Origin of the sequence: Gordonia sp. AC31, from assembly GCF_031844505.1 — a bacterium.
GTDB classification, from domain to species: Bacteria; Actinomycetota; Actinomycetes; order Mycobacteriales; family Mycobacteriaceae; genus Gordonia; species Gordonia hongkongensis.
This window is the reverse complement of the sequence record NZ_JAUZVK010000001.1, coordinates 574,828-598,749: the sequence shown is the minus strand read 5'-3', so window position 1 is coordinate 598,749 and position 23,922 is coordinate 574,828. Positions and strand designations below refer to the sequence as shown.

The following is a 23,922-nucleotide window of genomic DNA, read 5'->3' as shown; positions in this document are numbered from 1 at the left end:
CTTGGTCGCGTGCAGATGGACAAGCACGACGAGCTCCCCGTCGATCCCGACGAACGCCCGCTGCACTTACGCGTGCACGCCCTCGCGTGGGTGTTCGCGGGAGGGCTGATCGGTACGGGCGTGCGGTACTGGGCGGAGAAGACATTTCCGGTCGCCGACGGGCATTGGCCGTGGGCGACCTTCGCGGTCAACGTCATCGGCGCTTTCGTTCTCGGTGCGTTGCTGGAGCTTCTTGCGCGGCTGGGGCATGACGAGGGCTGGCGTCAGCGGGTTCGGCTGTTCGGCGGCACCGGCATCTGCGGGGCGCTGACCACCTACAGCACGTTCGCGCTGGAGATCTCGGAGCTGACGCGCGCCTCGGCGGTGGCGACGGCACTTGCGTACGCGGTGGTCAGCGTCGTGCTGGGTCTGCTCGCGGCAGGCGGCGGGATCGCACTCGCCTTGAAATTCACGACCCGATGGGCGGCGCGGTGATCGCACTGGCCGTCATGGCGGCCGGCGCGCTGGGTGCGGTGACGCGGTTCGTCGTCGACGGTGCCGTCAAGTGGAGATGGCCGACGATCACGCCGTGGGGAACCTTCGTGATCAACGTCACCGGTTCGGCACTGCTCGGGGTCCTCGCCGGCCTGGTGCTCTTCCACGGTGCGCCACATGAGCTGCAGGCCATCCTCGGGACCGGATTCTGTGGCGGCTACACGACTTTCAGCACTGCCAGCTTCGAGGTGGTCCGCCTGGCGGAGAACAGGCAGCGGCTGGTCGCCGGCGGGTACGCCGTCATCACGCTGCTCGCCTCGGTGGCGGCATGCGCCGCGGGCATGGCCGCGGCCTGGACGGTGTGAGAGAGACCCGCCCAGAACGCGATTCGGCCCCGCCGCCTCGACGAGGGAGCGGGGCCGAATACTGTGGGTCAGCGGCTCATTTGAGCTCGGCGCTGCTCTTGTTGAGCACCCGCCGGGCGATGATCAGATTCTGGATCTGCTGGGTCCCCTCGAAGATGTCCAGGATCTTCGAGTCGCGTGCCCATTTCTCCACCAGCAACCGCTCCGAGTAGCCGAGGGTGCCGGTGAGTTCGACGACCTTGTTGGTGACGTCGGTGGCGGTGCGGCCCGCCTTCGCCTTCGACATCGACGCCTCGGTGGAGTTGGGCTGCTTGTTGTCGGCCATCCAGGTTGCGCGCATCGTGTGCAGGTAGGCGGCCTCGAAGTCGGCCTCCATGCGCAGGAACTCGGCGGCAGCGGCATGCTGGTCGGCGGCGGGACGGTCGTAGTCGACCTCGATGCCGGCCTCGTCGAGCACGCGGCGCAGTTCCTCGAGCGCGGCCCGCGCGACTCCGACAGCCATTCCCGCGACGAGGGGACGGGTGTTGTCGAAGGTCTGCATGACCCCGCCGAATCCCTTCTTGGTGTCCACCTCCGGGGAGCCGAGCAGGTTCTCCTTGGGGATCCGGCAGTTCTCGAAGCGGATGACCGCGGTGTCGGAGACGCGGATGCCCAGCTTGTGTTCCAGGCGAACGACTTCGACGCCCGGATGCTCGCGCGGGACCACGAAGCTCTTGATGGCGGCGCGGCCGAGGCTCTTGTCGACGGTCGCCCACACGACGATGTGGGTGGCACGCGAGCCGGCGGTTACGAAGATCTTCTCGCCGTTGATGACGTACTCGTCGCCGTCGAGGGTCGCGGTGGTGCTCACGGCAGCGGAGTCGGAGCCGAAGCTCGGTTCGGTGATGGCCATCGCGGCCCACACCTTGCCGAACCGTTCGAGCTGCTGGTCGGTGGCCACCGCGGCGATGGCCGAGTTCCCCAACCCCTGGTAGGGGATGCTCAGCATGAGACCGAGGTCGCCCCAGCATGTTTCGATCACATTGAGGGCCGACTGCATGTTGCCGCCGTTGACCACCGCACCCTCTTCGCGCGGCTTGGCCTTCTTCTGCTGGCTACGTCCGCCGTCGGCGCCCGCGCCGGCCTGGCCGGTCTCGGCGAGTCCGTCGTACAGGCTGGCCAGGGTGTCGAGCTCGACCGGGTAATCATGCTCGCGCAGATCGTATTTGCGCGAAATGGGCCGGAAGATCTCCGCCGCCGCCTGGTGTGCCTGGTCGATGGTGACGTGCAGCTTCTTCGGGAGTTCGAGATTGATGCTCATGTCAGTTTCCTTCGGTCACAGGCGGTCTAGAGGACGACGATGCCTTCGCCGATGCCGGCGCCGCGGAGGTCGCGGTACCAGCGCTCGACCGGGTGCTCCTTGGTGAAGCCGTGGCCGCCGAGGAGCTGGACGCCGTCGAGGCCGATCTGCAGGCCCTTGTCGATGGTGAGTTTGCGGGCGAGGGCGGCTTCGCGGGCGAAGCTCAGGCCCTGCTCGGCGCGTGCGGCGCCGCGCAGCGTCACGAGGCGGATCGAGTCGACCTCGGTGGCGATGTTGGCGACCATGAACGCGACCGCCTGGCGGTTGGAGATCGGCTCGCCGAAGGCCTCACGCTCGTTGACGTAGGGGATCACGTAGTCGAGGACGGCGCGTGCGGTGCCGGCGGCCAGCGCCGACCAGCCCAGGCGCGACAGGCGCACCACGTCACGGTAGGCCGCGAAAGCCGCGTCGCGCTCGCCGGCGATCAGCGCCGATTCGGGAACGGCGACGTCTTGCAGCAGGAGTCGGCCCATGCCGGCGGCGCGGACACCCATGCCGGGATCGGCTTCGACGATGAGGCCCTTCGAGTCGGACTCGACCAGGAACAGGGCGGGCTTGCCGTCGAGCTGGGCGCCGACGACGAACAGCTCCGACGAACCGGCGGCCGGGACGAAGGACTTCACGCCGTTGAGGCGGTAGCCGCTGGGTACGCGGGTTACCTTGGTGCTCAACGCGAATGCATCGAACAGCGGCTTCGGCTCGGCGATCACGACAGCGGACTGCGGCACGTTCTCGCCCGCGAAGTCGGGCAGGTAGGTGCGCTGCTGGGTGTCGGTGCCGAAGTTGGTGAGGGTGGTGGCCACGCCGCTCGGTGCGAGGAGCGGGAGCGCCAGGCCCATGTCGCCGTAGGCCATCGCTTCGGCGACGAGCGCGTTGGTGACGACCCCGCGCTCGGAGGCCGCGCCGTCGAAGTCCTCCGGCACGTTGATCATCGTGATGCCGAGCTCGGCAGACCGCTTGACCAGGTCTTCGGGGGCCGCCGCGGCGGCGTCGGCGTCGTGTGCGGCCGGACGCAGGAGCTCGGTGGCGAACTCCTTCACCGTCTCGGCGATCATCTGCTGTTCGTCGTCGGGGGTGAGGTTGAAGTAGTCCTTGGGCGTGCTGGTGAGGCGCTTCGCCTGGCCCGAGCCCCCGCCTTGGGCGGCCTTGAACGCGCGGTTCGCCGCCCCGAGGGTCTGGAAACCGGTCTTGGTGCCCTGGTAGGCGATGCGGTTGATCGGTTCGCGGATCTTGTACTTCTCGGCGAACTCGGAGCCCGTCACCGTGGTCAGTACGCGCATCGCGGTGCCGATGAAGTTGCGCGGGTGCGGGTTGCGGCCGACTGCGGAGGTGTCGCGCGGTTCGGTGTGGGTTGTCATGATCACCAGCCGTTTCTTTCCAGTCGCCCCGGTGGGGGTCTGTGCGTGGATCCACGTGTGGGTGGAGGGTCGATGCGACCTATCTTACTCGGTAGTAAGTCCATACCTTACTTCGGAGTAAGAAGTTTGTCACGCACTTGCCCGACACCACCGTTCCGCATACCCGCTACGCTGGCCGCATGACCCTCGATCACCGCCGCGAACAGGGCTTATCAGGCACTCAGGTGGTGGGCGCGACGACCGTCGCGGTGGTCGGTGCCGCCGCGCTCGGCGCCGCGTGTGTGTTCAGTCCGAGTGGTGTGGAGAGCGGACCGCCGCTGTGTCCGTTCGCGGTGATGACCGGCCTTCCGTGTCCCGGCTGCGGACTCACCCGGAGCTGGGTTGCCTTCATGCACGGCGACGTCGGGTCCGCGTTCACCTTCAATGTCTTCGGTCCGGTGTTCCTGGTGCTCACCGCGGTGACCGTCGTCGCGGCGACGGTCACCCTGGTGCGCCGTCGCGGGGCGCTGCTCGCCGGTTGGCGCGACCGCGTGCTCGGACCCGTCGGTGCCGTCCTGCTGGGGGTGTGGCTGACCTACGGTTTCGTGCGGATCCTCGACGCCGCGTTCGGGTGGGGCTTCTTCCCGGTTGTCGTCTGAACGGGCACAGTGGAGTCATGCAGATCACCCACTTCGGCCATTCCTGTCTGCTCGTCGAGATCGACGGGACCAAGGTGCTCTTCGACCCGGGGAACTTCTCGCACGGGTTCGACGGCATCGACGATCTCGACGCGATCCTGATCACCCACCAACATCCCGACCACTGCGACGTCGCGAAGCTGCCCGACCTCGTAGCCGCGAACCCCGACGCGATCCTCTACGCCGATCCCCAGACGACCAAGCAGCTCAACGACGACGACGTGGCCGGCGCGTGGACGGCCGCGCGCAGCGGGGACCAGATCGAGATCGGTTCGCTCACCGCGCGTTTCACCGGCGGCCGGCATGCCGTCATCCATCCCGAGATCCCGGTCATCGACAACGTCGCCTATGTCCTCGGGACCGCCGACCAGCCGGGCCAATTCATGCATCCGGGGGACTCGTTCTACATCCCGTTCGAGCATGTCGATGTCCTCGCGCTGCCGTCGGCCGCGCCGTGGATGAAACTCAGCGAATCGGTCGACTACCTCCGGGCGATGGCGCCGCGCGTCGCCGTCCCCATCCATCAGGCGGTCCTGTCCGACGCCGGCAGCGGCATCCACTACGGGCGACTCGCGGACATGAAGGACGACGCGACCGAGTTCACGGTGCTGGAGAAGGAGAGCGCCACGCAAGTGTGACCCCCTCCGGTCCCTGAGAAGCGAGCTTGCGAGCCTCACGAAGGGTCGACGCGCAGCGCCCCCAGCACCTCGTCGTGCAGCAGTCCGTTGCTGGCGATCGCACTGCCGCCGGCGGGTCCGGGCGTGCCGTCGAGGGCGGCGAAGCGTCCGCCCGCCTCGCGGACCAGGATGTCGAGCGGCGCCAGGTCCCACAGCGAGACCTCGGGTTCGGCGGTCACGTCGACCGCACCCTCGGCGACGAGGCAGTAGTTGAAGAAGTCGCCGTAGCCGCGCACGCGCCACACCCGGTCGGTGAGGTCGATGAATTTCTCGCGGATGCCGCGATCGGCCCAGCCGGACAGGCTCGAGAACGCGAGGCTGGCCGACCCGAGGTCGGCCACTCCCGACACCGACAGGCGTCGGACATCCTCGTCGTCGAAACGCACGTGCGCACCGAGACCTGTTGCCGCCCACCAGCGTCGGCGAAGTGCCGGTGCCGAGACAACCCCGACCGTGGGCACGCCGTCGATGAGGAGCGCGATCAGCGTGGCCCATACCGGGACGCCGCGGACGAAGTTCTTGGTCCCGTCGATGGGATCGACGACCCACTGCCGCCCGGAGAGCACGGCGTCGCCGCCGAACTCCTCACCGAGCACGGTGTCGGCGGGGCGACGGGCCGAAAGGCGTTCGCGGATCAGCGTTTCGCACGCCAGGTCGGCATCGGACACCGGTGTGAGATCCGGCTTGTCGTCCACCTTCAGATCCACGGCGCCGAAGCGGTCCATGGTGAGCGCGTCGGCGGAGTCGGCGAGGGAGAGCGCGAGCTCGAGGTCATCGCTGAACGTCGTCGGACCGGGAGGGGCGGACATGCCCGGTAGGGTAGCTGTCATGTTGCTGACCGTGACGTTCACCCTGTTGATCGCGGCTCTCGTGGTGGTGCTGGTGGTGCAGTGGCAGCGCGGCCGCAACCCGCAGCCGATGTCGGCGGCCAAGGCCTCTCAGTTCGTACAGGGCACGTTCACGGTCGTCGGGGTCTCCGACCGCGACGACGAGCCGACCAAGAGCGCGGCCGACAAGGACGGAAACCGGTTCTGCACCATCTCCGGGACGATCGTCGGTCCCGAGACCAGTCCGACCGAGGTGTACGGGACGCTCGTGCTGGGCGCGGGCGACCCCTGGCCCCAGGTCGGCGACGATCTGCCGGTCCTCTACAAACCGCAGAAGGCCGCGACGTCGTGGCGGTTCGGGGTGATGCCCGAAGCCGGTCCCGGCCCCCTGTAGATCCGCCGGGCGCTGACGCGCCCGACTGTCGGTACTCTGGATAACCGTGCATCCCGACGTGACCGCAGACCTCGACTCCCTCGACGCCACCTTGACCACCGTGGAGAAGGTGCTCGATCTCGAGGAGCTGCGTCGTCGCATCGACGAGCTCGAGATGCAGGCGTCGGACCCGGACCTCTGGAACGACCAGGACCATGCCCAGAAGGTGACCAGCGAGCTCTCGCACGCCCAGTCGGAGTTCCGCAGGGTCTCCGAGTTGCGGCAGCGCCTCGAGGATCTACCCGTGCTCTACGAGCTCGCCGAGGCCGAAGAGGGTGACGACAAGACGGCTGCGCTGGCCGACGCCGATGCCGAACGTGAGAGCCTGCGGACCGACATCGAGGCGATGGAGGTCAAGACGATGCTCGCCGGCGAGTACGACTCGCGCGACGCCGTCGTCAACATTCGCTCCGGCGCGGGCGGCGTCGACGCGGCGGACTGGGCGCAGATGCTGATGCGCATGTACATCCGCTGGGCCGAGCAGAAGGGCTATGGCGTCGAGGTCTACGACACCTCCTACGCCGAAGAAGCGGGCCTCAAGAGCGCGACGTTCGCGGTGAAGGCCCCGTACATGTACGGCACGCTGTCGGTCGAGCAGGGCACCCACCGGCTCGTGCGTATCAGCCCGTTCGACAACCAGAGCCGCCGTCAGACATCGTTCGCCGAGGTCGAGGTGCTGCCCGTGGTGGAGACCACCGACCACATCGACGTCGACGAGAACGACATCAAGGTGGACGTGTACCGCTCGTCGGGCCCCGGCGGGCAGTCGGTCAACACGACCGACTCCGCGGTCCGGCTGACCCACATCCCCACCGGCATCGTCGTGACCTGTCAGAACGAGAAGAGCCAGCTGCAGAACAAGGCGTCAGCGATGCGCGTGCTGCAGGCCAAGCTGCTCGACCGCAAGCGCCAGGAGGAGCGCGCCGAACTCGACGCACTGAAGGGTGACGGCGGTTCGAGCTGGGGCAACCAGATGCGCTCCTACGTGCTGCACCCGTATCAGATGGTGAAGGACCTGCGGACCGGCGTCGAGGACAACAATCCGACGTCGGTGCTCGACGGGGAGCTGGACAAGTTCATCGAGGCCGGGATCCGCTGGCGGATGGCGACCGCCGAAGCGTGATGCGCGATCCCGGAGTCCTGCTGCTCGCCGCGCCGCCGAGCCCGACCGAGGTCTTGATCGGTCGGGTATATGTGTGGATGGCCACCAACGGCTTGGAGATCCTCATCTGGATCCTGGGCGCGGTGCTGCTCGCCCGATTGATCCGGTGGGGCGCCGACAAGTACGCCTCCCGTGTGGACTCGCGGTTCTCCACCAGCGACCTCATCGTCCAGACCGAGGACGCCAAACACCGTCGCGCTCTGGTCGACGTGGTGGCGTGGACGCTGATCGTGGTGATCGCGATCATCGTGATCATCCACACGCTGTCGGTGTTCGGAATCCCGTTGAGCGGGTTGACCGGCCCCACCGCGGTGATCGGTGCCGCCCTCGGCTTCGGTGCGCAGCGCATCGTGCAGGACATCCTCGCCGGCTTCTTCGTCGTTGCGGAGAAGCAGTACGGCTACGGCGACGTCGTCAACCTGACGGTGACGGGCAACGCGCCTGCCGAGGGCACAGTCGAGGACGTGACGCTGCGGGTGACCAAACTGCGCACCGCCGAGGGCGAGGTCATCACCGTCCCCAACGGCCAGATCGTCAAGGCCACCAACCTTTCGAAGGACTGGGCGCGCGCGGTCGTCGACGTCCCGGTCCCGTCCGAAGCCGACATCGGGCTCGTCAACGACACGCTCGACCGGGTGGGCCGGGAGTTCTACGCCCTGCCCCGGTGGCACGACCTGCTTCTCGACGCACCGTCGTCCCTCGGTGTCATCAGCCTCGAGCTCGACGCCATCACGGTGCGCATGGTCACTCGTACGCTTCCGGGCAAGCAGTTCGAGGTCGGGCGCGCGCTGCGTGTCCACATCATCCGAGCGCTGGCGCGTGAAGGTATCAATGTGCCCGCCCGCGAGGTCCGGTCCGCGGGTGGGCCGCCGGCGACACACGCCGATCAGGGCAATCGGGACGGGGGAGACTGATGGCTGAGACACCGAATTCCCCGCGCCGGAACGAGCCGGCTGGGGACAGGCCTGACGAGAGCCTGCCCCACGACGAGCAGCCCGGCGAGGGTGGGCCTGGTAGAGACATCCCCGCCGACGACGCCCCGACACAGATCATCCCGACGCAGGGCATCCCCCCCGAGGCCCCACCGCCGCAGCAGTCGCCGGACGAGTCCGACGGCAAGCGAGGGCACGACTGGCGGCACATCGCCCGCACCCGGATGCGGACCAGCACCGCGATCTTGGTTACGGTCTTCCTCGCCTGTTGCGTGCTGTACGGATACACCTCGCAGCGCTACGGTGTGGTGTACTCACCGGCACGGCCCGCGCCGACGACATCGCAGACGGTCGAACCGACGTACGAGCCGCCACCGTCGACGTCGTCATCCACGACCACCACCTCGACGGAACCGTCGACGACCGACTCGACCAGTGGCGTCGAGGGTACGGACGGCTCGTCGACGGACGGGGCCCCGGCGCCCGCGCCCGGTACGAGCCGCGAGACCATCCCGGGTCTGCCCAACATCCCGCTCCCGAATTTCGGCGGACAGACGCCGACCACCACGGTCCCGACACGCTGAACCGGCGGGGAATTCGCTGGTCAGGCGGGTGGCTGAGCTGGGGCGTCGTGCCTGAACGCACTCTCAGGAGTCGTCGTTACACTGGCACATCGTGATCAAGCTGGAGAACGTCACGATGCAGTACAAGGCGTCCAGTCGACCCGCTCTGCGAGATCTGAGCTTCGAGGTCGACAAGGGGGAGTTCGCGTTCCTGATCGGTCCGTCGGGATCAGGTAAGTCGACGTTCTTCCGCCTCCTCCTGAAAGAGGACCGCCCGACGAGCGGCGAGGTGTACCTCGGGGAGTTCCACGTCAACCGACTGAAGGCGCGCAGCGTGCCGAAGCTGCGGCAGTCGATCGGGTGTGTGTTCCAGGACTTCCGTCTGCTCCAGAAGAAGACGGTGGCCGAGAACGTCGCGTTCGCGCTCGAGGTGATCGGTCGGCCTCGCTCCACCATCCAGCGGGTGGTGCCGGAGGTGCTCGAGTACGTCGGCCTGGAAGGCAAGCACGATCGCATGCCGAACGAGTTGTCGGGCGGCGAGATGCAGCGCGTGGCCATCGCCCGCGCCATCGTGAACCGTCCGCTGGTGCTCCTGGCCGACGAGCCCACCGGCAACCTCGATCCCGAGACCAGCGAGGAGATCGTCGACGTCCTCGACCGGGTCAACCGCCGCGGCACCACGGTGGTGATGGCCACCCACGACCGGCACATCGTCGACGCGATGCGACGACGGGTTCTCGAGTTCGACAGCGGCCAACTCGTCCGCAACGACCCGCAGGGCGTGTACGGAATCGGCTGACGCGCAGCCGACCCGACACACTTCCCCGAGACCCAAGGACTGTCTGAGCAGACATGCGAGCGAATTTCATCATCAGCGAGGTTCTCCACGGACTCCGCCGCAACGCGACCATGACCATCGCGATGATCATCACCACCGCGATCACGCTGGGAATGTTCGGCGGTGGGCTCCTGGTGATCCAGATGGCGGACAAGAGTCAGCAGATCTTCCTCGACCGGGTGGAGATGGAGTTCTATCTCAATCCCGAGGTGACCGAACGCGATCCGCAGTGCGAGTCCGACCCGTGCGCCCAGCTTCGCCGCGGGCTCGAGAACGAACCCGGCGTCACCTCGGTGACCTACCTCGACAAGGACGAGGCCTTCAAACGCGCGAAGGAGATCTTCGCGAACAACCCCGATCTCGCCGAGAACATCGTCGAGGGCACGCTGCCGGCCTCGCTGCGCGTGCGGGTGTCCGATCCCGGCCAATTCGACGCGGTGCTCACCAAGTACGCGACGCGGAAAGACCTGGGGGTGGACGCCTTCAAGGACGACCGCAAGCTCGTGCAGCGGATCTTCAGTGTCCTCGACGGCGTCCGCAACGCGACCTTCGCCATCGCTTCGGTCCTGGCGATCGCCGCCATCCTGTTGATCATCAACACGGTTCAGGTCGCGGCGTTCACCAGACGGACCGAGGTGTCGATCATGCGCCTCGTCGGCGCGACCCGCTGGTACACCCAGTTACCGTTCCTGCTCGAGGCGGTGGTGTCGGCCTTTGTCGGCTCGATGCTGGCCATCGGCGGTCTGCTGCTGGCCAAGAAGTTCTTCTTCGACAACGCGTTACGCGAGCTGTACGGGGTCAGCTTCTTCGCCCGGATCGAGCTGACCGACGTACTGTTCGTCGCACCGTGGCTGGTGCTCGGCGGAATTGTGTTGGCGGGTGCGACCGCATATGTCACGCTTCGTGTCTATGTCCGGGAATGATCGGTCCGTCCGGGCGGTTCGGATTGTCGGCGATCAGCAACCGGTCGGTCACCAACAGGGCGATCGACCACACTACGAGGAGGTGAGTGCATGCCGAAGGAAAAGGGACGCAATGTGATCGCGTCCAACCGCAAGGCGCGGCACAACTACGCCATCCTCGACGTCTACGAGGCCGGCGTCGTCCTGGTCGGCACCGAGGTGAAAAGCCTGCGGGCGGGCAAGGCCTCGCTGGACGACGCGTTCGCGACGATCGACGACGGCGAGGTGTGGCTTCATGCCCTGCACATCGCCGAGTACGGCAACGGCTCCTGGACCAACCACTCGGTCCGCCGCAAGCGCAAACTGCTGATGCACCGACGCGAGATCGACAACCTCGTCGGCAAGCTCCGCGACGGCAACCTCACGCTGGTGCCGCTGTCGATGTATTTCAACGACGGCAAGGTGAAGGTCGAGCTCGCGCTGGCCCGTGGCAAGCAGGCGCACGACAAGCGCCAGGACATCGCCAAGCGGACCGCTCAACGCGAGGTCGAACGTGAGGTCGGCCGCCGGGTGAAGGGCATGGGCTGACTCAGGCGCCGGTGCCGGTCTGGCCCTGTTGCTCAGTCGACGTTCCCGGCGACGTGTTCGGTCCGTTCTGGTCGTCGGATTCCGAGCCGCTCTCGCCGTCTCGGTTCTGTCGGCCCGGCAGGCCGCCCATACCGGGTCCACCCATCCCGGGTCCACCCATCTGGGGACCGCCGCCCATCCCGGGCCCGTTGCCGCTTTGCTGCCAGACGGCGGCGGGCGAAGGCCGCTCGGGCGTCGTGTTGTCCCCGGTGATGTAGCCGGTCCCGAAGCCGAGTGCGCCCGCGACGATGGCCAGTCCGGCTGCGCCGGCGATCAGGGCCGACCGGGCCGGTGCGGTCTTCGGGGCCACCGGGCTCGGTTCGCCGACCGGGCCGCGCGAGTCGGGTGAGTTGCCCGCGCTGATGGACTCGTGGGAGTTCGCTCCCGGGGTCGGCTCCGGGCCGATCGGTGTGGTCGCGGCGTCGTCGGATGTCGTGGGTGCCGGCGGGGCCGGGGAGGTGCTGTCGGGGTCGTGTCCGCCAGGGGTCGGGGGCGTCATGTCGGTCTCGCTCTCGTCGGTCGGCCGAGTCCGTCCTCGGCTCACGAGGTCTCCACGATCCCGGCGGTGTCTTGGCCAGGCCTGGCGGTGGGCTGTGAATGCGCTGGTGATCGCGGCGAACGGGATTAGACAGGTAATGGGAATGAACTCCGAGTGGCGAGTTGTTAGACTGAAGTGCTCGCTGACATCCGTCGGCGGGTCCTACTCGGGGCTGATCGGTTTCGACTTCGTGCGTCGAGATAGGGGAAGCGTGTCGGTGCAGGCTGGAGACCACCGTGAGCGTCGCAGCAACCAATTAAGCGCCGATTCCAATCAGCGCGACTACGCCCTCGCTGCCTAAGTAGCGCCGGCTAGTCTGTCGGCCCGGGTTATGCTCCCAGACCCGGTTGCCGGCATCATCCATGGGAGCTCACCGTCCTCGCCGGTCGCGGGTGAGGTCGGAACATCAAACAGCGACTGGGATCGTCATCTCGGCTTGTTCGCGTGACCGAGAGATCCGAGTAGAGACATAGCGGACTGCACACGGAGAAGCCCTAACAACACGACGGAGGACCCGGGTTCAATTCCCGGCAGCTCCACGAGAAGGCGCCCCACCGGACTCGGTGGGGCGCCTTTCGTTTCGCGCCGGCCGGTTCGCTAACCGGTACTCAACGCATCGAGCGTCGCGCTCTCGCGATGCTTGCGTCGTTTGGTGACGACGCCGTGGGTCGGGCTGAACAGGTAGACACCGAAGAACGCGATGCCCTGGACGAGGACGACCATCCCGCCGGGGGAGGTGTCCTGGTAGTAGGAGACGTAGAGGCCGATGACCCCGCAGATCGCCGAGATCGCGGGCGCGATGACGAGCATCCGGCCGAAGCGATCGGTGAGCAGTCGGGCCGTCGCGCCGGGGATGATGAGCATCGCGACCACGAGCACGATGCCGACCACCTGCAGCGCGGTCACCGCGGTGAGGGCGAGCAGCGCGAGAAGGGCCGCGCCGAGCAGTTTCGGGCTGAGTCCGATCGCGAAGGCGTGCGTGCGGTCGAAGGCGTAGAGGGTGAAGTCGCGTCTCTTGAGCAGCAGCAAGGTCGCCACGATCGCACCCAGGATCGCGATCTGCACGAGATCCGACGTCGAGACACCCAGGAGGTTGCCGAAGATGATGTGGTTCAGGTCGGTCTGGCTCGGCGTCACCGAGATCAGCACCAGGCCGAAGGCGAAGAGGGTGGTGAAGACGATGCCGATGGCGGCGTCCTCCTTGACCCGGCCGCCGTCGCGGACAGCGCCGATCAGTGCCACCGCCAGGAAGCCGAAGATCACCGCGCCGATGGCGAACGGCACGCCGACGATGTAGGCGAGGACCACGCCCGGCAGCACCGCGTGCGAGACCGCGTCACCCATCAGCGACCAGCCGATCAGCACGAGCCAGCACGACAACAACGCGCACACGACCGAGGCGATCAGCGTCGCCCACAGGGCACGCGTCATGAACGCGTAGGCGAACGGGTCGAGAAGGATGTCGACGATGTTCACGAGACCTCCTCGTGGCGATCGGTGGTGAGGCGTTCGGAGTCGAGGCGTTCAGACGTCGGCCGGGCGAGTGGATCGAGGCCGAACGCGCGGACGAGGTTGTCGGTGGTGATCACCTCGGTCGGCGCGCCCTGCGCGATCACGCGGCGCATCAGCAGGATCGCCTCGTCGGCCAGCTCGGGCAGGACCTGGAGATCGTGCGTGGACACCAGGATCGTCGTCCCGGCATCGGCGAGTTCGCGTAGCAGTGCGGTGATGGTCCCCTCGGTGCGTTTGTCGACGCCGGCGAACGGTTCGTCGAGCAGCAGGATCTCGGCCTCCTGCGCGATGCCGCGGGCCACGAAGGCCCGCTTGCGCTGCCCGCCGGACAACTGGCCGATCTGGCGGTCGGCGAAGTCGGTGAGCTCGACGCGTGCGAGGGCTTCGTCGACGGCGTCGTGGTCGGCCCGCTTGGGGCGGCGCGTGAACCCGAGATGGCCGTAGCGACCCGTCATCACGACGTCACGGACCGACACCGGGAAGCTCCAGTCGATGTCCTCGGACTGCGGCACGTAACCGAGCGCGCCGGCTCGACGCGCCGCGGTGGGGGTCCGGCCGCCGAGCCGGACCGTGCCGGTCGTCGGGGTCACCGACCCCACGATCGTCTTGAATAGCGTCGACTTGCCCGATCCGTTCATCCCGACGAGGCCGCACACCTGGCCGGACGGTACTCGTACCGACGCGTGGTCGAGCGCGAGGATGTCGCCGTACCGCACGGTCACGTCCGTCACCTCGATGGCGGAACCGGTTGTCGCTGAGACGTTCACGTGTTGCTCCCGGTCAGGCCCGACACGATGGTCGCGACGTCGTGGCGGATGAGGTCGAGATAGGTGGGTACGGGGCCGTCGGCCTCGGAGAGCGAGTCGACGTACAGGGTGCCGCCGAACCGAGCGTCGGTCGCGTTCACGACCTGTCGCATCGGGGCGTCGGAGACCGTGGACTCGCAGAAGACCCCCGGAACGCGGTTCGCCCGGACGAAGTCGATCGTCTCGGCGACCTGCTGCGGCGTCGCCTGCTGCTCGGCGTTGACCGGCCAGATGTAGCGCTCGACGAGTCCGGCGTCGTGGGCGAGATACGAGAAGGCACCTTCGCAGGTGACGAGGGCCCGCTCGTTGGCGGGTAGTCCGGCGAGTGCGGAGGTGAGATCGGTCTGTACCTGCTGGAGCTGCCGCTTGTACGCGGTCGCGTTCGATTCGAAGGTGCCGGCGCCGTCGGGGTCGAGCTCGGTGAACGCGCGCACCATGTTGTCGACATAGATCTGCACATTCACCGGACTCATCCACGCATGCGGATTGGGCTTGCCCGCATAGGCATCCGACGCGATGTCGATCGGTTCGACACCCTCGCTGACAACGACGTGCCGGACGTCGAGGCCGTCGACGAACTGGGCGAACCAGGCTTCGAGATTGAGACCGTTGTCGAGGACGAGCGACGCGGTCGCGGCCCGACGGATGTCGCCGGGAGTCGGCTCGTAGCCGTGGATCTCGGCACCCGGCTTGGTGATCGACTCCACCTGCAGACGGTCGCCGGCGACCTCCGAGGCGATGTCGGCGAGCACGGTGAACGTGGTGAGCACGACCTTCTCATCGGGCAGCCGACTCGACAGCGTGCATCCCGCGAGGATCGTGCACACGGCAGCAAGCAGTGCCCCGACGGTGACGAACCGGCGACGCACGAGCTTGGGCATGCCGACACTATAGTTTCGGTTCGCCGAACTTTCTAGTTCGGGGGGTACGTGCCCTGGAACAGCGTCATCGGCGTATCGCGAGGAGATGGAACTCGGCGAAGCGATGGGCGTCATCGGCACGTTTGACGGTGCGCCACTCCTCGTCGAAACCGGCATCGGCCAGGGCCGCCGCCATCCGATCCGGGTGCCAACGCCACGCGGGTGCCACCCGATGGTCGAACTCGACGATCTCGTCGTCGGGGGTCGTCTGACCGGCGACCAGGACGGTGCTGCCCGCGGCCATCCGCTCCGCCCAGCCGCCCACGATCTCGGGCACGGAGTCGGGTGGCACGTGGATCAGGCTGAAGCGGGCCAGTACGGCCGCGACGGTGACGTCGGCGAGCTCCGGAGCGTCGATGCGGGCGTCGCCGGAGACGAACCGGACGCCGGGGTGCTTCGACCTCGCGATCCGCAGCATCGCCGTACTCGGGTCGACGCCGACCGCGTCGAACCCGAGTGCGACCAACTCGGCGGTCAGGAGCCCCGGCCCGCAACCGACGTCGAGCACCGTTCCTGCGACACCGCTGTCGCGGACGTGCTCGACGAACGCCCCGAAGGCGTGGCGCTGCAGGATGTTAGTGAACGGGGACGGGAAGGTCTCGGCGTACAGATCGGCGAGCTCGTCGTAACCGGGCTGCGAACTCACACGACTCCCGACGCCCGCAGATCCTCGATCTCGCGGGCGGACAACCCCAGCAATCCGCCGTAGACGGCCTCGTTGTCGCAACCGGGGGCGGGGGGACCGGCGTTGCGGATGCCACCGGGGGTGTCGCTGAACTGTGGCACGACGCCGGGACCGAGGACGGTGCGCTGCGCGCGTTCGTCGTAGTGTTCGGCGATCATCCCCCGTGCCTGTAGATGCGGGTCGGCGACCACCTCGGCGACGGAGTTCACCGGTCCGACAACGACTCCCGCGGCACCGAGTACTTCGGTCAGCTTCTCCGGTGTGTACTGCCGCGACCATTCGCCGATCAATTCGTCGAGCTCGTCCTGGTTGCGTCCGCGCGCGGCGTGATCGACGAAGCGGTCGTCGGTCGCGAGCTCGGGTTGTCCCATCGCCGCGCACAGCCGGGCGAACACCGAATCCTGGTTGGCGGCGATGATGACGTGCGTGCCCGCACTGGTCGGGTAGAGGTTCGACGGAGCGATGCCGTCGAGCCGGGTGCCCGACGGGCCGCGGACGACGCCACCTGCGTCGTAGTCCGCGATGGCCGATTCCTGCACGGCGACACATGATTCGATGAGGGATGTGTCGACGACCTGCCCCCTGCCGGTCACCGCACGCCGGTACAGTGCCGCGAGGGCGCCCTGCGCGGCGAACATGCCGGCCAGGGTGTCGCCGAGTGACAGCGCCAGCCGGGGCGGGAGCTGTCCGGGGTAGCCGTTGAGATACCGCAGACCGCTGGCGGCCTCGGCGACGGAGGCGTACCCGGCTCGTGTCGAATCCGGGCCGGTCTGGCCGTAGCCCGAGACGCGCACCACGACGATGCCCGGGTTGCGTGCGGACAGTACGTCCGGGCCGATACCGAGCCGCTCGAGCGTTCCGGGACGGAAGTTCTCGACGATGATGTCGGCCCGTTCGACGAGATCGAGGAACAGCTCGCGCCCTCGGTCCGCCCGCAGATCGAGGGTTACCGCTTTCTTGTTGCGGCCGTGCACCGTCCAATAGAAGCGGTGACCGTCGACCTCCGCCTGTCCCCAGGTGCGGATCGGATCGGGCTTGCCGGGCGGTTCGATCTTGATGACGTCGGCGCCCATGTCACCCAACAGCCGTGCCGCGTGTGGTCCGGCGATGAGCGTGCCCAGTTCGAGGACGGTGACGCCGTCAAGCGGGCCGGCGGGACGGTCGCTCATCGGTCTCGGCGAGGTGTCGGTCATCCAGACAGTGTGGCCGGTCACCCGGCGTGCGCCAAGGGTCGACCCGGGTGCCCGGCGGATCGCGGTGCGCTCTCGCCTGCTGGCCGACGCACTCGGAATGTTTGGAACAAATCACCCCCGATGTGTCAATGAGCACCGGCCGACGCTAGGGTGTGTGTCGTCGAACACACCGAAGGGGCGGGAAGAACATGGTTGATCACGCGTCGGGCACGGGACTGCTGCCGGACATCCGGCTGGCCGACATGGTGTCGGGAGTCGCGTCGTTGCGTCGTGACGCCGGCACGATTCTGCGGACCCTACCGGCGATGCTGCCCACACCGCCGACCACGAAGATGTCCATCGGCAAGCGGTTCCAGCAGAGTGCGCAGAAGTACCCTGACCGGGACTTCCTCCGGTTCGAGGGTGTGTCGATCACCTACCGCGAGGCCAACGCTCGGGCCAACCGGCTCGCGGATTTCCTCACCCGCGAGGGTGTCGGGCGCGGTGACGTGGTCGCGGTGCTCTCGCGTAATCACCCCGATGTCGTCATCGCGATGTTCGCGATCGTCAAGATCGGGGCGATCTGCGGAATGCTCAACTTCAACCAGCGCGGTGCGGTGCTGGAACACAGTCTCGGACTCATCGAGCCGAAAGTGGTTCTCTATCAGTTCGATCTGCTGGAGGCGCTGGAATCGGTGCCGACCGGATGCCGGCCGGACAAGGAGTTCACCTTCGCCGAACTCGCCACACTGACCGCGCGCTGCTCACCGCTCGACCGGCCGGTCACCGACTCGATCGAGGTCGGGTCGACCGCGATCTACATCTTCACCTCGGGCACAACGGGTTACCCGAAGGCGAGCAAGATGAGTCATTACCGCTGGCTGGTGGCGATGAACGGCATCGGCGGGCTGGGAATCCGTCTGCGCGGCGACGACGTCATGTACACGGCGTTGCCCTTCTACCACAACAACGCTCTCACGATCTCGGTCTCGTCGGTCCTCGCATCGGGAGCCTGCCTGGCCATCGGCAAGCAGTTCTCGGCGTCGAAGTTCATCGACGAGATCATCGAGAACAACGCCACCGCGTTCGCCTACATCGGTGAGCTGTGCCGCTATCTGCTCGCGCAGCCGCCGAAGCCGACCGATCGCGCGCACCGCCTCCGGCTGGCCGTCGGCAACGGTCTGCGCCCGGACATCTGGGATGCCTTCACCGAGCGGTTCGGTATCGACCGCGTCGTCGAGTTGTATGCGGCGAGCGAGGCGAACATCGGTTTCATCAACGTCTTCGGCTTGTCCAAGACGGCCGGGTTCTCGCCGTTGCCGTACACGATCGTCGAATACGACGAGGAGACCGGCGAGCCGCTGCGCGGTCCCGACGGGCGGGTGCGGCCGGTCGGGAAGGGTGGTACCGGATTGCTTCTCGCGCAGATCAATTCACGGGTACCGTTCGACGGTTACACCGACCCGGCCGCGACCGAACGAAAGATCGTCCGCGACGCGAAGCGCAAGGGCGACAGGTGGTTCAACAGCGGCGACGTCGTCCGCGATCAGGGCTTCTCGCACATCGGCTTCGTCGACCGCATCGGTGACACCTTCCGCTGGAAGGGTGAGAACGTGGCCACCACCGAGGTCGAGGCGGTGCTCGACGCGCACCCCGCCGTCGAGGAGGCGGTCGTGTTCGGTGTGCCCGTTCCGGGGGTCGACGGCAAGGCCGGCATGGCGGCGGTGAGCCTGCGAGACGGCGAGACCTTCGACGCCGACGGTCTCGCCCGGCACGTTCGCGACGGTCTGCCCGCGTACGCCGTGCCATTGTTCGTCCGGATCGTCGAGGCGCTGGAACACACCTCGACGTTCAAGAACATGCGCACCGAACTCCGCAAACAGGCTTACGGGCAGACCGGCGACGATCCGCTCTACGTGCTCGTCGGGGAGAAATACGTCGAGTTCTATCCGGAGTTCGTCGAGGAGTTGGCCGGCCGGCCGACGCGCTGAGGTCAGGCGCCGCGCAGCGCGGACAGGCGCTCGCCGACGAAGTCGAGCGCGCTGCGCTGCCAGAGCCCGATGTGATCGAGCATGGCGTGACCGCCGCCGGGGACTGGGATGAACTCGGCGTCGACGCCCAGCGCCGAGAGCTCGGCGATGCCCTTGCGGGTCCGCTTCGCGAGCGTGCGGGTGTCGGCGTCGCCGTGCACCGCGACGACCCGCGCGCCGGGCTGGATGTGTCGCCAGTCGGCGAACTGCCACCACGGCGCCAGGCCGAGGACGCCGATGACCCGGCGGTCGGCGGCGAGATGGGCGGCCACGCGTCCGCCCATCGAGTGTCCGATCGCGACCACCGGCACGCCCGGGTGCCGTCGGCAGATCTCGTCGAGTGCCGCACGGGCGGGGAGCAGAGGTGAATTGTCGTCGCCGTTCCAGCCGTACACGCGGTAGCCGACCTGGTGGACGCGCACCGACCGGCCGAATCGCAGTCGCAGCGACCAGGTGAACGGGTACATGCGCAGGGCGGACGGCTGCCAGGGGCTGAACGGTTTGTGGCTGTTGTCCGTGCCGCCCGGCAGGACGAGCACGAGCAGGCCGGGGGATCGGCGTCCGGGGGACAGCAGTCCCGACAATCCGGCGATCAGCATGTGTGCAGGCCCCTTCGATGCGACGTCGACGATCGTCTCACCGTAGCGATTCGGTCTCCGGGTCCGGACGGATCGGTTCGTCGACCGGGCGAACGGCGTGTGGAGTGGCACAATCGCGGTCATGGCACATCCTCGCGCTGGTACCTTGGCCCTGCCCGAAGACCTCGTCGACGTGGACGCCCTGGTGCGTGCCTATTACGACAACACACCCGACCCGTCGGACCCGTTGCAGCAGGTCGTGTTCGGGACGTCGGGGCATCGCGGATCGAGCTTCGACAACGCGTTCAACGAGGCCCACATCCTCGCGACGACGCAGGCGATCGTCGACTACCGCCGCTCGGCCGGGATCTCCGGTCCGCTGTTCATCGGGTTCGACACCCACGCTCTCTCGGTCCCCGCCTGGCGCACCGCACTCGAAGTGCTCGCGGCCAACGAGATCACCGTCTACACCGCCGAGAGCGACTCGTTCACACCCACGCCGGCGGTCAGCCGCGCCATCCTCATGTTCAACCAGGACAACCCGGGGGTGCTGTCCGACGGCATCGTCGTGACGCCGTCACACAATCCGCCGCGGGACGGCGGATTCAAGTACAACCCGCCGACCGGCGGTCCCGCGGACACCTCGATCACCTCGGTCGTCGCGGCGCGGGCGAACGAACTGCTCGAGCAGAAGCTCGACGGTGTCGCGCGCATCCCGTTCGAGCGCGCGCGCGGCAGCGAGTTCGTGCAGGACTACTCGTTCCTCCTCAACTACATCGACGGACTCGGCGACGTGGTCGACATGCGAGCGATCCGCGACGCCGGCATCCACATCGGCGCCGACCCGCTCGGCGGCGCGTCCGTCGGCTATTGGGCGCTGCTGGGCCTCCGATACAACCTCGAGCACCTGACGGTCGTGAATCCGACGGTGGACCCGACGTTCTCGTTCATGACGCTCGACACCGACGGCAAGATCCGGATGGACTGTTCGTCGGCCAACGCGATGGCCTCGCTCATCTCCTCCCGTGATTCCTACGACATCGCGACCGGCAACGACGCCGACTCGGACCGGCACGGCATCGTCACGCCCGACGCCGGTCTGATGAACCCCAACCACTACCTGGCCGTCGCGATCGATTACCTGTTCACGCACCGGCCGCAGTGGTCCGAGTCGGCGGCGGTCGGCAAGACGCTCGTGTCGTCGTCGCTGATCGACCGGGTGGTCGCCGGGATCGGACGACCGCTGCTCGAGGTTCCCGTCGGCTTCAAGTGGTTCGTCGACGGCCTGTTGAACGGTCGCGTCGCCTTCGGTGGCGAGGAGAGCGCCGGGGCGTCGTTCCTGACCTTCGACGGCAGCCCGTGGTCGACCGACAAGGACGGCATCATCATGGCGCTGCTGGCGTCGGAGATCCTCGCGGTGACGGGCAAGTCGCCGTCGCAGCGCTACGCCGAACTCGCCGAGGAGTACGGGACCACGGCGTATGCGCGGATCGATGCGCCGGCCAGCCGGGAGCAGAAGGCGGTGCTGTCGAAGCTGTCGCCGGAGCAGGTGACGGCGACGGAACTGGCGGGCGAACCCATCTCGGCGATCATGACGACCGCACCGGGCAACGGCGCACCGATCGGCGGCCTCAAGGTCACGACGGAGAACGCCTGGTTCGCGGCTCGCCCGTCGGGCACCGAGGACGTCTACAAGATCTACGCCGAATCCTTCAAGGGCGCAGACCATCTCGCGCAGGTGCAGAGCGAGGCGCAGCAGGTCGTCGACGCGGCGCTGGGGGCGTGAGCGAGTAGCGGGCCGGCCGTGGCGGTCACCGCCCCGTTCCGGCCGGACGTTCCCTCAGACAATTTTCAGCGCGACGCCGTTATTGTCGGAATGTGAGCAAGAAGCGCAAGCCGGGAGCATCGGTGCCCCGCACCACCAACTCGAAGTATCAGCCGAGCGCGCCGTCGAACACGATGACCTACGTGCTCGGCGGCATCGCCGTCCTGGTGATCGCGGGCCTCGTGATCGGCGGGATCTGGTGGAGCGGACGCGATCAGGGTGACACCGATCAAGCCGCGCTGGCGTCGAGTTCGACGATGATCGTCGGTCCCGAGACCGCTCCGCTCATCGACGTCTTCGAAGACCCGATGTGTCCGGTGTGCAAGGTGTTCGAGCAGCAGTCCGGACCGGCCATCACCAAGGCCGTCACCGAGGGCAAACTCCGCGTGCGCTACCACACACTGCACTTCCTGAACTCGCGGTCGGCGACCGGTGACTACAGCTCGCGTGCTGCCGGTGCGCTGACCTGCGTGGCCGACGAGCAGAACACCGATCTGTTCCTGCGGTTCCACAGCGCGCTGTTCGCCGCCCAGCCGCCCGAAGACGGCACCGGCAACATCAGCAGCCCCGAACTCGCGCGGCTCGCGACCGAACAGGGCGCGACGCCGGCGACCGCCACCTGCATCACCGACAACGCAAAGGTCGCCCAGGCCGAGGAGAACGCCCAGAAGTCGACCGACGAACTGTCGAAGGCGACCGGCGGACAGGTCGGCACGCCGACCGTGCTGCACGACGGCGAGCCCGTCAACGGCGTCCTCGAGGGCACCGGTTGGCTCGACAGCATCCTGGGTGGCGGCAACTCCTGAGTCGCGGGACGCCGATTCGACACCACTCGGGTCGGCGTCCTGGCGATTTGGCTGGTATCGCCGAGATGGTGTAACTTCGCCAGTGCCCTTGAACAGGGCGGAACAACAAAATACGGGGCTATGGCGCAGCTGGTAGCGCACCACACTGGCAGTGTGGGGGTCAGGGGTTCGAGTCCCCTTAGCTCCACCGAACGAAGCCCGTTCCGACAGATGTCGGGACGGGCTTCGTCGTTGGTGGGATAGAGTCTGTCGAACCGAGTTGCGTAGGGACAAACGGTTGCGCGCTCTACGGAGGCGGCAACGTGTTCTAGCTACCGGATTCGAAGTAGGGTGCGATATCCCTGACGAAATCGGTTGTGCCAGAAGCTGCGAGAGCATCGAGGAACTGTTCGGTGGTCACCGGTGGGCGACGACGCTTGTCGGCGGTTTGGGCTACAGATGCCACCGCACGCGCCGGATTGCGGTGGAGTAGGTCCAACAGGAATTGGTCGGAGCTGCGTATGTGCAGCCCCAGCGGCTCCACAACTGCATTGGGAAAATGCTGGGTGTTGTCGGTGACGATCGCGGCCGCGTGGCCTCTCACGGCGGCTGCGACAACGTGTCGGTCGTCAGGATCGGGCATTCCTGAGATTGCCTCTTCAAGTGGTTCCCAGCCTTCGACGCACGCGTCCTCGAAGGCATCGTTCATGGCGTCGACCCGCAAGCGTGCGGTCGCCTCTGAGACTCGTCCCTTTGTCGCCCGATTGATACCGCGCACCGTCTCGTCCATGATGCGGTTGCTCCACAGCGGGTAGTACGCCCGTTGCTCGGCGAAGGTGAGCAGCAGATCGGCCTTGTGGATCGGCACCAGAACACACGCGTCGAGCATCACGCGAAACCCCGCCACTACCGCTTGCGCTCCTCGGCAATCTCGCGGCGAGATGTGCGCATGGCTTCCCGATAGTCCTCGGCGGGCACGTCGTACAGACCGCTGTCTTCGGCGTCATCGACGAGAGCTTGCAGTGCCCCGCGCCGCTCGATTGCGCGCTGTGACTGGTACTCGAGTAGATCGCCTAACTTCACGCGCCGGTGACGGCTGCCTTCTACGGTCTCGTAGGGGATTCTGCCGCTCTCCAGCAGTTTGATGAGAGTAGGGCGGCTGATGCCGAGGTAGTCGGCAGACTCCTGCGTCGAGAGTTTCTGGTCGACCGGAGCGACAACGACCGCGCGGTGCGCGCGCATCGCATCCACGATCTGTGTCAGCGTCCGATAGACCTCGAGCGGGAGAGGCACTTCTTCACCGTCGGGCCCGACGAGTGCGGCAGGCTCGTGGTGGTGATCAAGGAACCGCGACAAATCCATGAGGGCGTCGAGGTCGGGGGCGTCGGTCGGGGGGAAGAACGTTCCTGTTCTGCGCGGTGCGGTAGTCGGGCTCATTTAGCAAGTTTGCCGACTAATCGAAATATCCGCAATCCCTTTGGTGGCTGTACTGGCAGAGGGGGTCAGGGGTTCGAATCCCCTTGGCTCCACCTGAATGAAGCCCGTTCCGACCGATGTCGGAACGGGCTTCGTCGTCGAACGGGTCGGTTCAGTCGCGCCCGATGCCCACCGGCATGGGGAGGATCTCGACGCGGGCGAGGCCCGAGGTGACGGCCGGGTCGGTGGCGCTGATGGCCCGGACATCGTCCTCGGAGTCGGCGCGCACCACGCCCAGGCCCCAGTCCCCGGCCGGGTCGACGACGGGACCGAAGATCACGGCGGTGCCGTCGGCGAGGAGCCTCGACCAGTACGCGCCGTGCCGGCCCATGATGGCGGCCTCGTCGTCGGACATGTCGCCGGGGCCGAAGGTGGGACGCGGCGGGACGAGTTTGTACACGAAGTGGGTCATGTTCTGACG

Annotated in this window: 27 protein-coding genes, 1 tRNA gene and 1 other RNA gene; 16 read left to right on the top strand and 13 right to left on the bottom strand. The window is 67.2% G+C overall.

All coding sequences use genetic code 11. The features are described 5' to 3' along the window. Positions 1-9: 9 nt before the first annotated feature. Both crcB and Q9R39_RS02880 read left to right on the top strand, forming a co-directional pair. On the top strand, positions 10-474 hold the full coding sequence (crcB, locus tag Q9R39_RS02885; RefSeq protein WP_211539433.1) for a fluoride efflux transporter CrcB: 465 nt from the start codon (positions 10-12) through the stop codon (positions 472-474). Beyond that, complete coding sequence (locus Q9R39_RS02880) at positions 459-839, top strand: CrcB family protein (protein ID WP_211539432.1); 381 nt, start codon at positions 459-461, stop codon at positions 837-839. The genes crcB and Q9R39_RS02880 overlap by 16 nt, the downstream gene beginning before the upstream one ends. A 76-nt stretch (positions 840-915) precedes the next feature. Here the strand turns inward: Q9R39_RS02880 and Q9R39_RS02875 are convergent, their stop codons facing one another. Both Q9R39_RS02875 and Q9R39_RS02870 read right to left on the bottom strand, forming a co-directional pair. After that, entirely contained in the window at positions 916-2,139 is a 1,224-nt protein-coding gene (locus Q9R39_RS02875) for an acyl-CoA dehydrogenase family protein (protein ID WP_211539431.1), read from the bottom strand. A 26-nt stretch (positions 2,140-2,165) separates the two neighbouring features. Then, positions 2,166-3,536: an acyl-CoA dehydrogenase family protein gene (locus Q9R39_RS02870; protein WP_211539430.1), complete on the bottom strand. Its 1,371-nt coding sequence runs from the start codon at positions 3,534-3,536 to the stop codon at positions 2,166-2,168. Between the two features lie 179 nt (positions 3,537-3,715). Between Q9R39_RS02870 and Q9R39_RS02865 the strand changes: the two genes are divergently transcribed. Both Q9R39_RS02865 and Q9R39_RS02860 read left to right on the top strand, forming a co-directional pair. Then, complete coding sequence (locus tag Q9R39_RS02865) at positions 3,716-4,174, top strand: DUF2752 domain-containing protein (protein WP_211539429.1); 459 nt, start codon at positions 3,716-3,718, stop codon at positions 4,172-4,174. 17 nt (positions 4,175-4,191) lie between these two features. After that, on the top strand, positions 4,192-4,851 hold the full coding sequence (locus Q9R39_RS02860; RefSeq protein WP_265969199.1) for an MBL fold metallo-hydrolase: 660 nt from the start codon (positions 4,192-4,194) through the stop codon (positions 4,849-4,851). 35 nt (positions 4,852-4,886) lie between these two features. Here Q9R39_RS02860 and hisN read toward each other — a convergent pair whose 3' ends face one another. Next, on the bottom strand, positions 4,887-5,699 hold the full coding sequence (gene hisN, locus Q9R39_RS02855) for a histidinol-phosphatase (RefSeq protein WP_265969198.1): 813 nt from the start codon (positions 5,697-5,699) through the stop codon (positions 4,887-4,889). 19 nt (positions 5,700-5,718) lie between these two features. On the opposite strand from hisN, the gene Q9R39_RS02850 reads away from it, so the two are divergent. From Q9R39_RS02850 to smpB, 7 genes are all read left to right on the top strand, one after another. Then, complete coding sequence (locus Q9R39_RS02850; RefSeq protein ID WP_159371254.1) at positions 5,719-6,111, top strand: hypothetical protein; 393 nt, start codon at positions 5,719-5,721, stop codon at positions 6,109-6,111. Positions 6,112-6,157: 46 nt separating this feature from the next. Then, entirely contained in the window at positions 6,158-7,273 is a 1,116-nt protein-coding gene (gene prfB / locus Q9R39_RS02845) for a peptide chain release factor 2 (RefSeq protein ID WP_058253669.1), read from the top strand. Continuing rightward, positions 7,273-8,226, top strand: a complete 954-nt coding sequence (locus tag Q9R39_RS02840) for a mechanosensitive ion channel family protein (RefSeq protein ID WP_058253685.1) — start codon at positions 7,273-7,275, stop codon at positions 8,224-8,226. The genes prfB and Q9R39_RS02840 overlap by 1 nt, the downstream gene beginning before the upstream one ends. Then, positions 8,226-8,828 (top strand): hypothetical protein, encoded by a 603-nt coding sequence (locus Q9R39_RS02835; protein WP_078113715.1) that lies wholly within the window; start codon positions 8,226-8,228, stop codon positions 8,826-8,828. The genes Q9R39_RS02840 and Q9R39_RS02835 overlap by 1 nt, the downstream gene beginning before the upstream one ends. Positions 8,829-8,919: 91 nt before the next feature. Beyond that, a complete protein-coding gene (gene ftsE / locus Q9R39_RS02830; protein WP_058253667.1) occupies positions 8,920-9,606 on the top strand; it encodes a cell division ATP-binding protein FtsE in 687 nt (228 codons plus the stop codon). Positions 9,607-9,659: 53 nt separating this feature from the next. Continuing rightward, positions 9,660-10,568: a permease-like cell division protein FtsX gene (gene ftsX, locus Q9R39_RS02825; protein ID WP_058253666.1), complete on the top strand. Its 909-nt coding sequence runs from the start codon at positions 9,660-9,662 to the stop codon at positions 10,566-10,568. A 90-nt stretch (positions 10,569-10,658) separates the two neighbouring features. Continuing rightward, positions 10,659-11,135 (top strand): SsrA-binding protein SmpB, encoded by a 477-nt coding sequence (gene smpB, locus Q9R39_RS02820; protein WP_265969189.1) that lies wholly within the window; start codon positions 10,659-10,661, stop codon positions 11,133-11,135. Position 11,136: 1 nt separating this feature from the next. On the opposite strand, the gene Q9R39_RS02815 is transcribed toward smpB, so the two are convergent. Beyond that, complete coding sequence (locus tag Q9R39_RS02815; RefSeq protein ID WP_265969187.1) at positions 11,137-11,673, bottom strand: hypothetical protein; 537 nt, start codon at positions 11,671-11,673, stop codon at positions 11,137-11,139. 207 nt (positions 11,674-11,880) lie between these two features. On the opposite strand from Q9R39_RS02815, the gene ssrA reads away from it, so the two are divergent. Further along, positions 11,881-12,254: a transfer-messenger RNA gene (ssrA, locus tag Q9R39_RS02810) on the top strand. A gap of 55 nt (positions 12,255-12,309) precedes the next feature. Here ssrA and Q9R39_RS02805 read toward each other — a convergent pair. The 5 genes from Q9R39_RS02805 to Q9R39_RS02785 form a co-directional block, all read right to left on the bottom strand. Next, positions 12,310-13,188, bottom strand: coding sequence for a metal ABC transporter permease (locus Q9R39_RS02805; RefSeq protein WP_058253663.1), 879 nt, complete (start codon positions 13,186-13,188; stop codon positions 12,310-12,312). Continuing rightward, the gene (locus tag Q9R39_RS02800) at positions 13,185-13,991 is read right to left on the bottom strand and encodes a metal ABC transporter ATP-binding protein (RefSeq protein WP_058253662.1); all 807 of its coding nucleotides are present in this window, start codon (positions 13,989-13,991) and stop codon (positions 13,185-13,187) included. Before Q9R39_RS02800 ends, Q9R39_RS02805 begins: the two co-directional genes overlap by 4 nt. Further along, positions 13,988-14,911 (bottom strand): metal ABC transporter substrate-binding protein, encoded by a 924-nt coding sequence (locus Q9R39_RS02795; RefSeq protein ID WP_058253661.1) that lies wholly within the window; start codon positions 14,909-14,911, stop codon positions 13,988-13,990. The genes Q9R39_RS02800 and Q9R39_RS02795 overlap by 4 nt, the downstream gene beginning before the upstream one ends. Positions 14,912-14,975: 64 nt before the next feature. Beyond that, complete coding sequence (locus tag Q9R39_RS02790) at positions 14,976-15,596, bottom strand: trans-aconitate 2-methyltransferase (RefSeq protein WP_058253660.1); 621 nt, start codon at positions 15,594-15,596, stop codon at positions 14,976-14,978. Then, the gene (locus Q9R39_RS02785; protein WP_058253684.1) at positions 15,593-16,828 is read right to left on the bottom strand and encodes a CaiB/BaiF CoA-transferase family protein; all 1,236 of its coding nucleotides are present in this window, start codon (positions 16,826-16,828) and stop codon (positions 15,593-15,595) included. Before Q9R39_RS02785 ends, Q9R39_RS02790 begins: the two co-directional genes overlap by 4 nt. 188 nt (positions 16,829-17,016) lie before the next feature. Between Q9R39_RS02785 and Q9R39_RS02780 the strand changes: the two genes are divergently transcribed. Next, entirely contained in the window at positions 17,017-18,798 is a 1,782-nt protein-coding gene (locus Q9R39_RS02780) for a long-chain-acyl-CoA synthetase (RefSeq protein ID WP_058253659.1), read from the top strand. Between the two features lie 2 nt (positions 18,799-18,800). Here Q9R39_RS02780 and Q9R39_RS02775 read toward each other — a convergent pair whose 3' ends face one another. Beyond that, positions 18,801-19,559, bottom strand: coding sequence for a serine aminopeptidase domain-containing protein (locus Q9R39_RS02775; protein ID WP_091344483.1), 759 nt, complete (start codon positions 19,557-19,559; stop codon positions 18,801-18,803). Between Q9R39_RS02775 and pgm the strand changes: the two genes are divergently transcribed. From pgm to Q9R39_RS02760, 3 genes are all read left to right on the top strand, one after another. Next, the gene (gene pgm / locus Q9R39_RS02770; protein ID WP_058253658.1) at positions 19,558-21,201 is read left to right on the top strand and encodes a phosphoglucomutase (alpha-D-glucose-1,6-bisphosphate-dependent); all 1,644 of its coding nucleotides are present in this window, start codon (positions 19,558-19,560) and stop codon (positions 21,199-21,201) included. The two genes, Q9R39_RS02775 and pgm, sit on opposite strands and share 2 nt — an antisense overlap. 92 nt (positions 21,202-21,293) lie before the next feature. After that, positions 21,294-22,046 carry a DsbA family protein gene (locus tag Q9R39_RS02765; RefSeq protein WP_058253657.1) on the top strand — a complete coding sequence of 251 codons (753 nt, stop codon included), beginning with the start codon at positions 21,294-21,296 and terminating at the stop codon, positions 22,044-22,046. 114 nt (positions 22,047-22,160) lie between these two features. Continuing rightward, positions 22,161-22,233 (top strand) — tRNA-Ala (locus tag Q9R39_RS02760). Positions 22,234-22,353: 120 nt separating this feature from the next. Here the strand turns inward: Q9R39_RS02760 and Q9R39_RS02755 are convergent. From Q9R39_RS02755 to Q9R39_RS02745, 3 genes are all read right to left on the bottom strand, one after another. Then, positions 22,354-22,932 (bottom strand): PIN domain-containing protein, encoded by a 579-nt coding sequence (locus tag Q9R39_RS02755; RefSeq protein ID WP_058253656.1) that lies wholly within the window; start codon positions 22,930-22,932, stop codon positions 22,354-22,356. Further along, positions 22,932-23,462 (bottom strand): helix-turn-helix domain-containing protein, encoded by a 531-nt coding sequence (locus Q9R39_RS02750; RefSeq protein ID WP_058253655.1) that lies wholly within the window; start codon positions 23,460-23,462, stop codon positions 22,932-22,934. The genes Q9R39_RS02755 and Q9R39_RS02750 overlap by 1 nt, the downstream gene beginning before the upstream one ends. Before the next feature lie 151 nt (positions 23,463-23,613). Next, positions 23,614-23,913, bottom strand: coding sequence for a YciI family protein (locus tag Q9R39_RS02745; protein ID WP_058252449.1), 300 nt, complete (start codon positions 23,911-23,913; stop codon positions 23,614-23,616). Positions 23,914-23,922 lie beyond the last annotated feature (9 nt).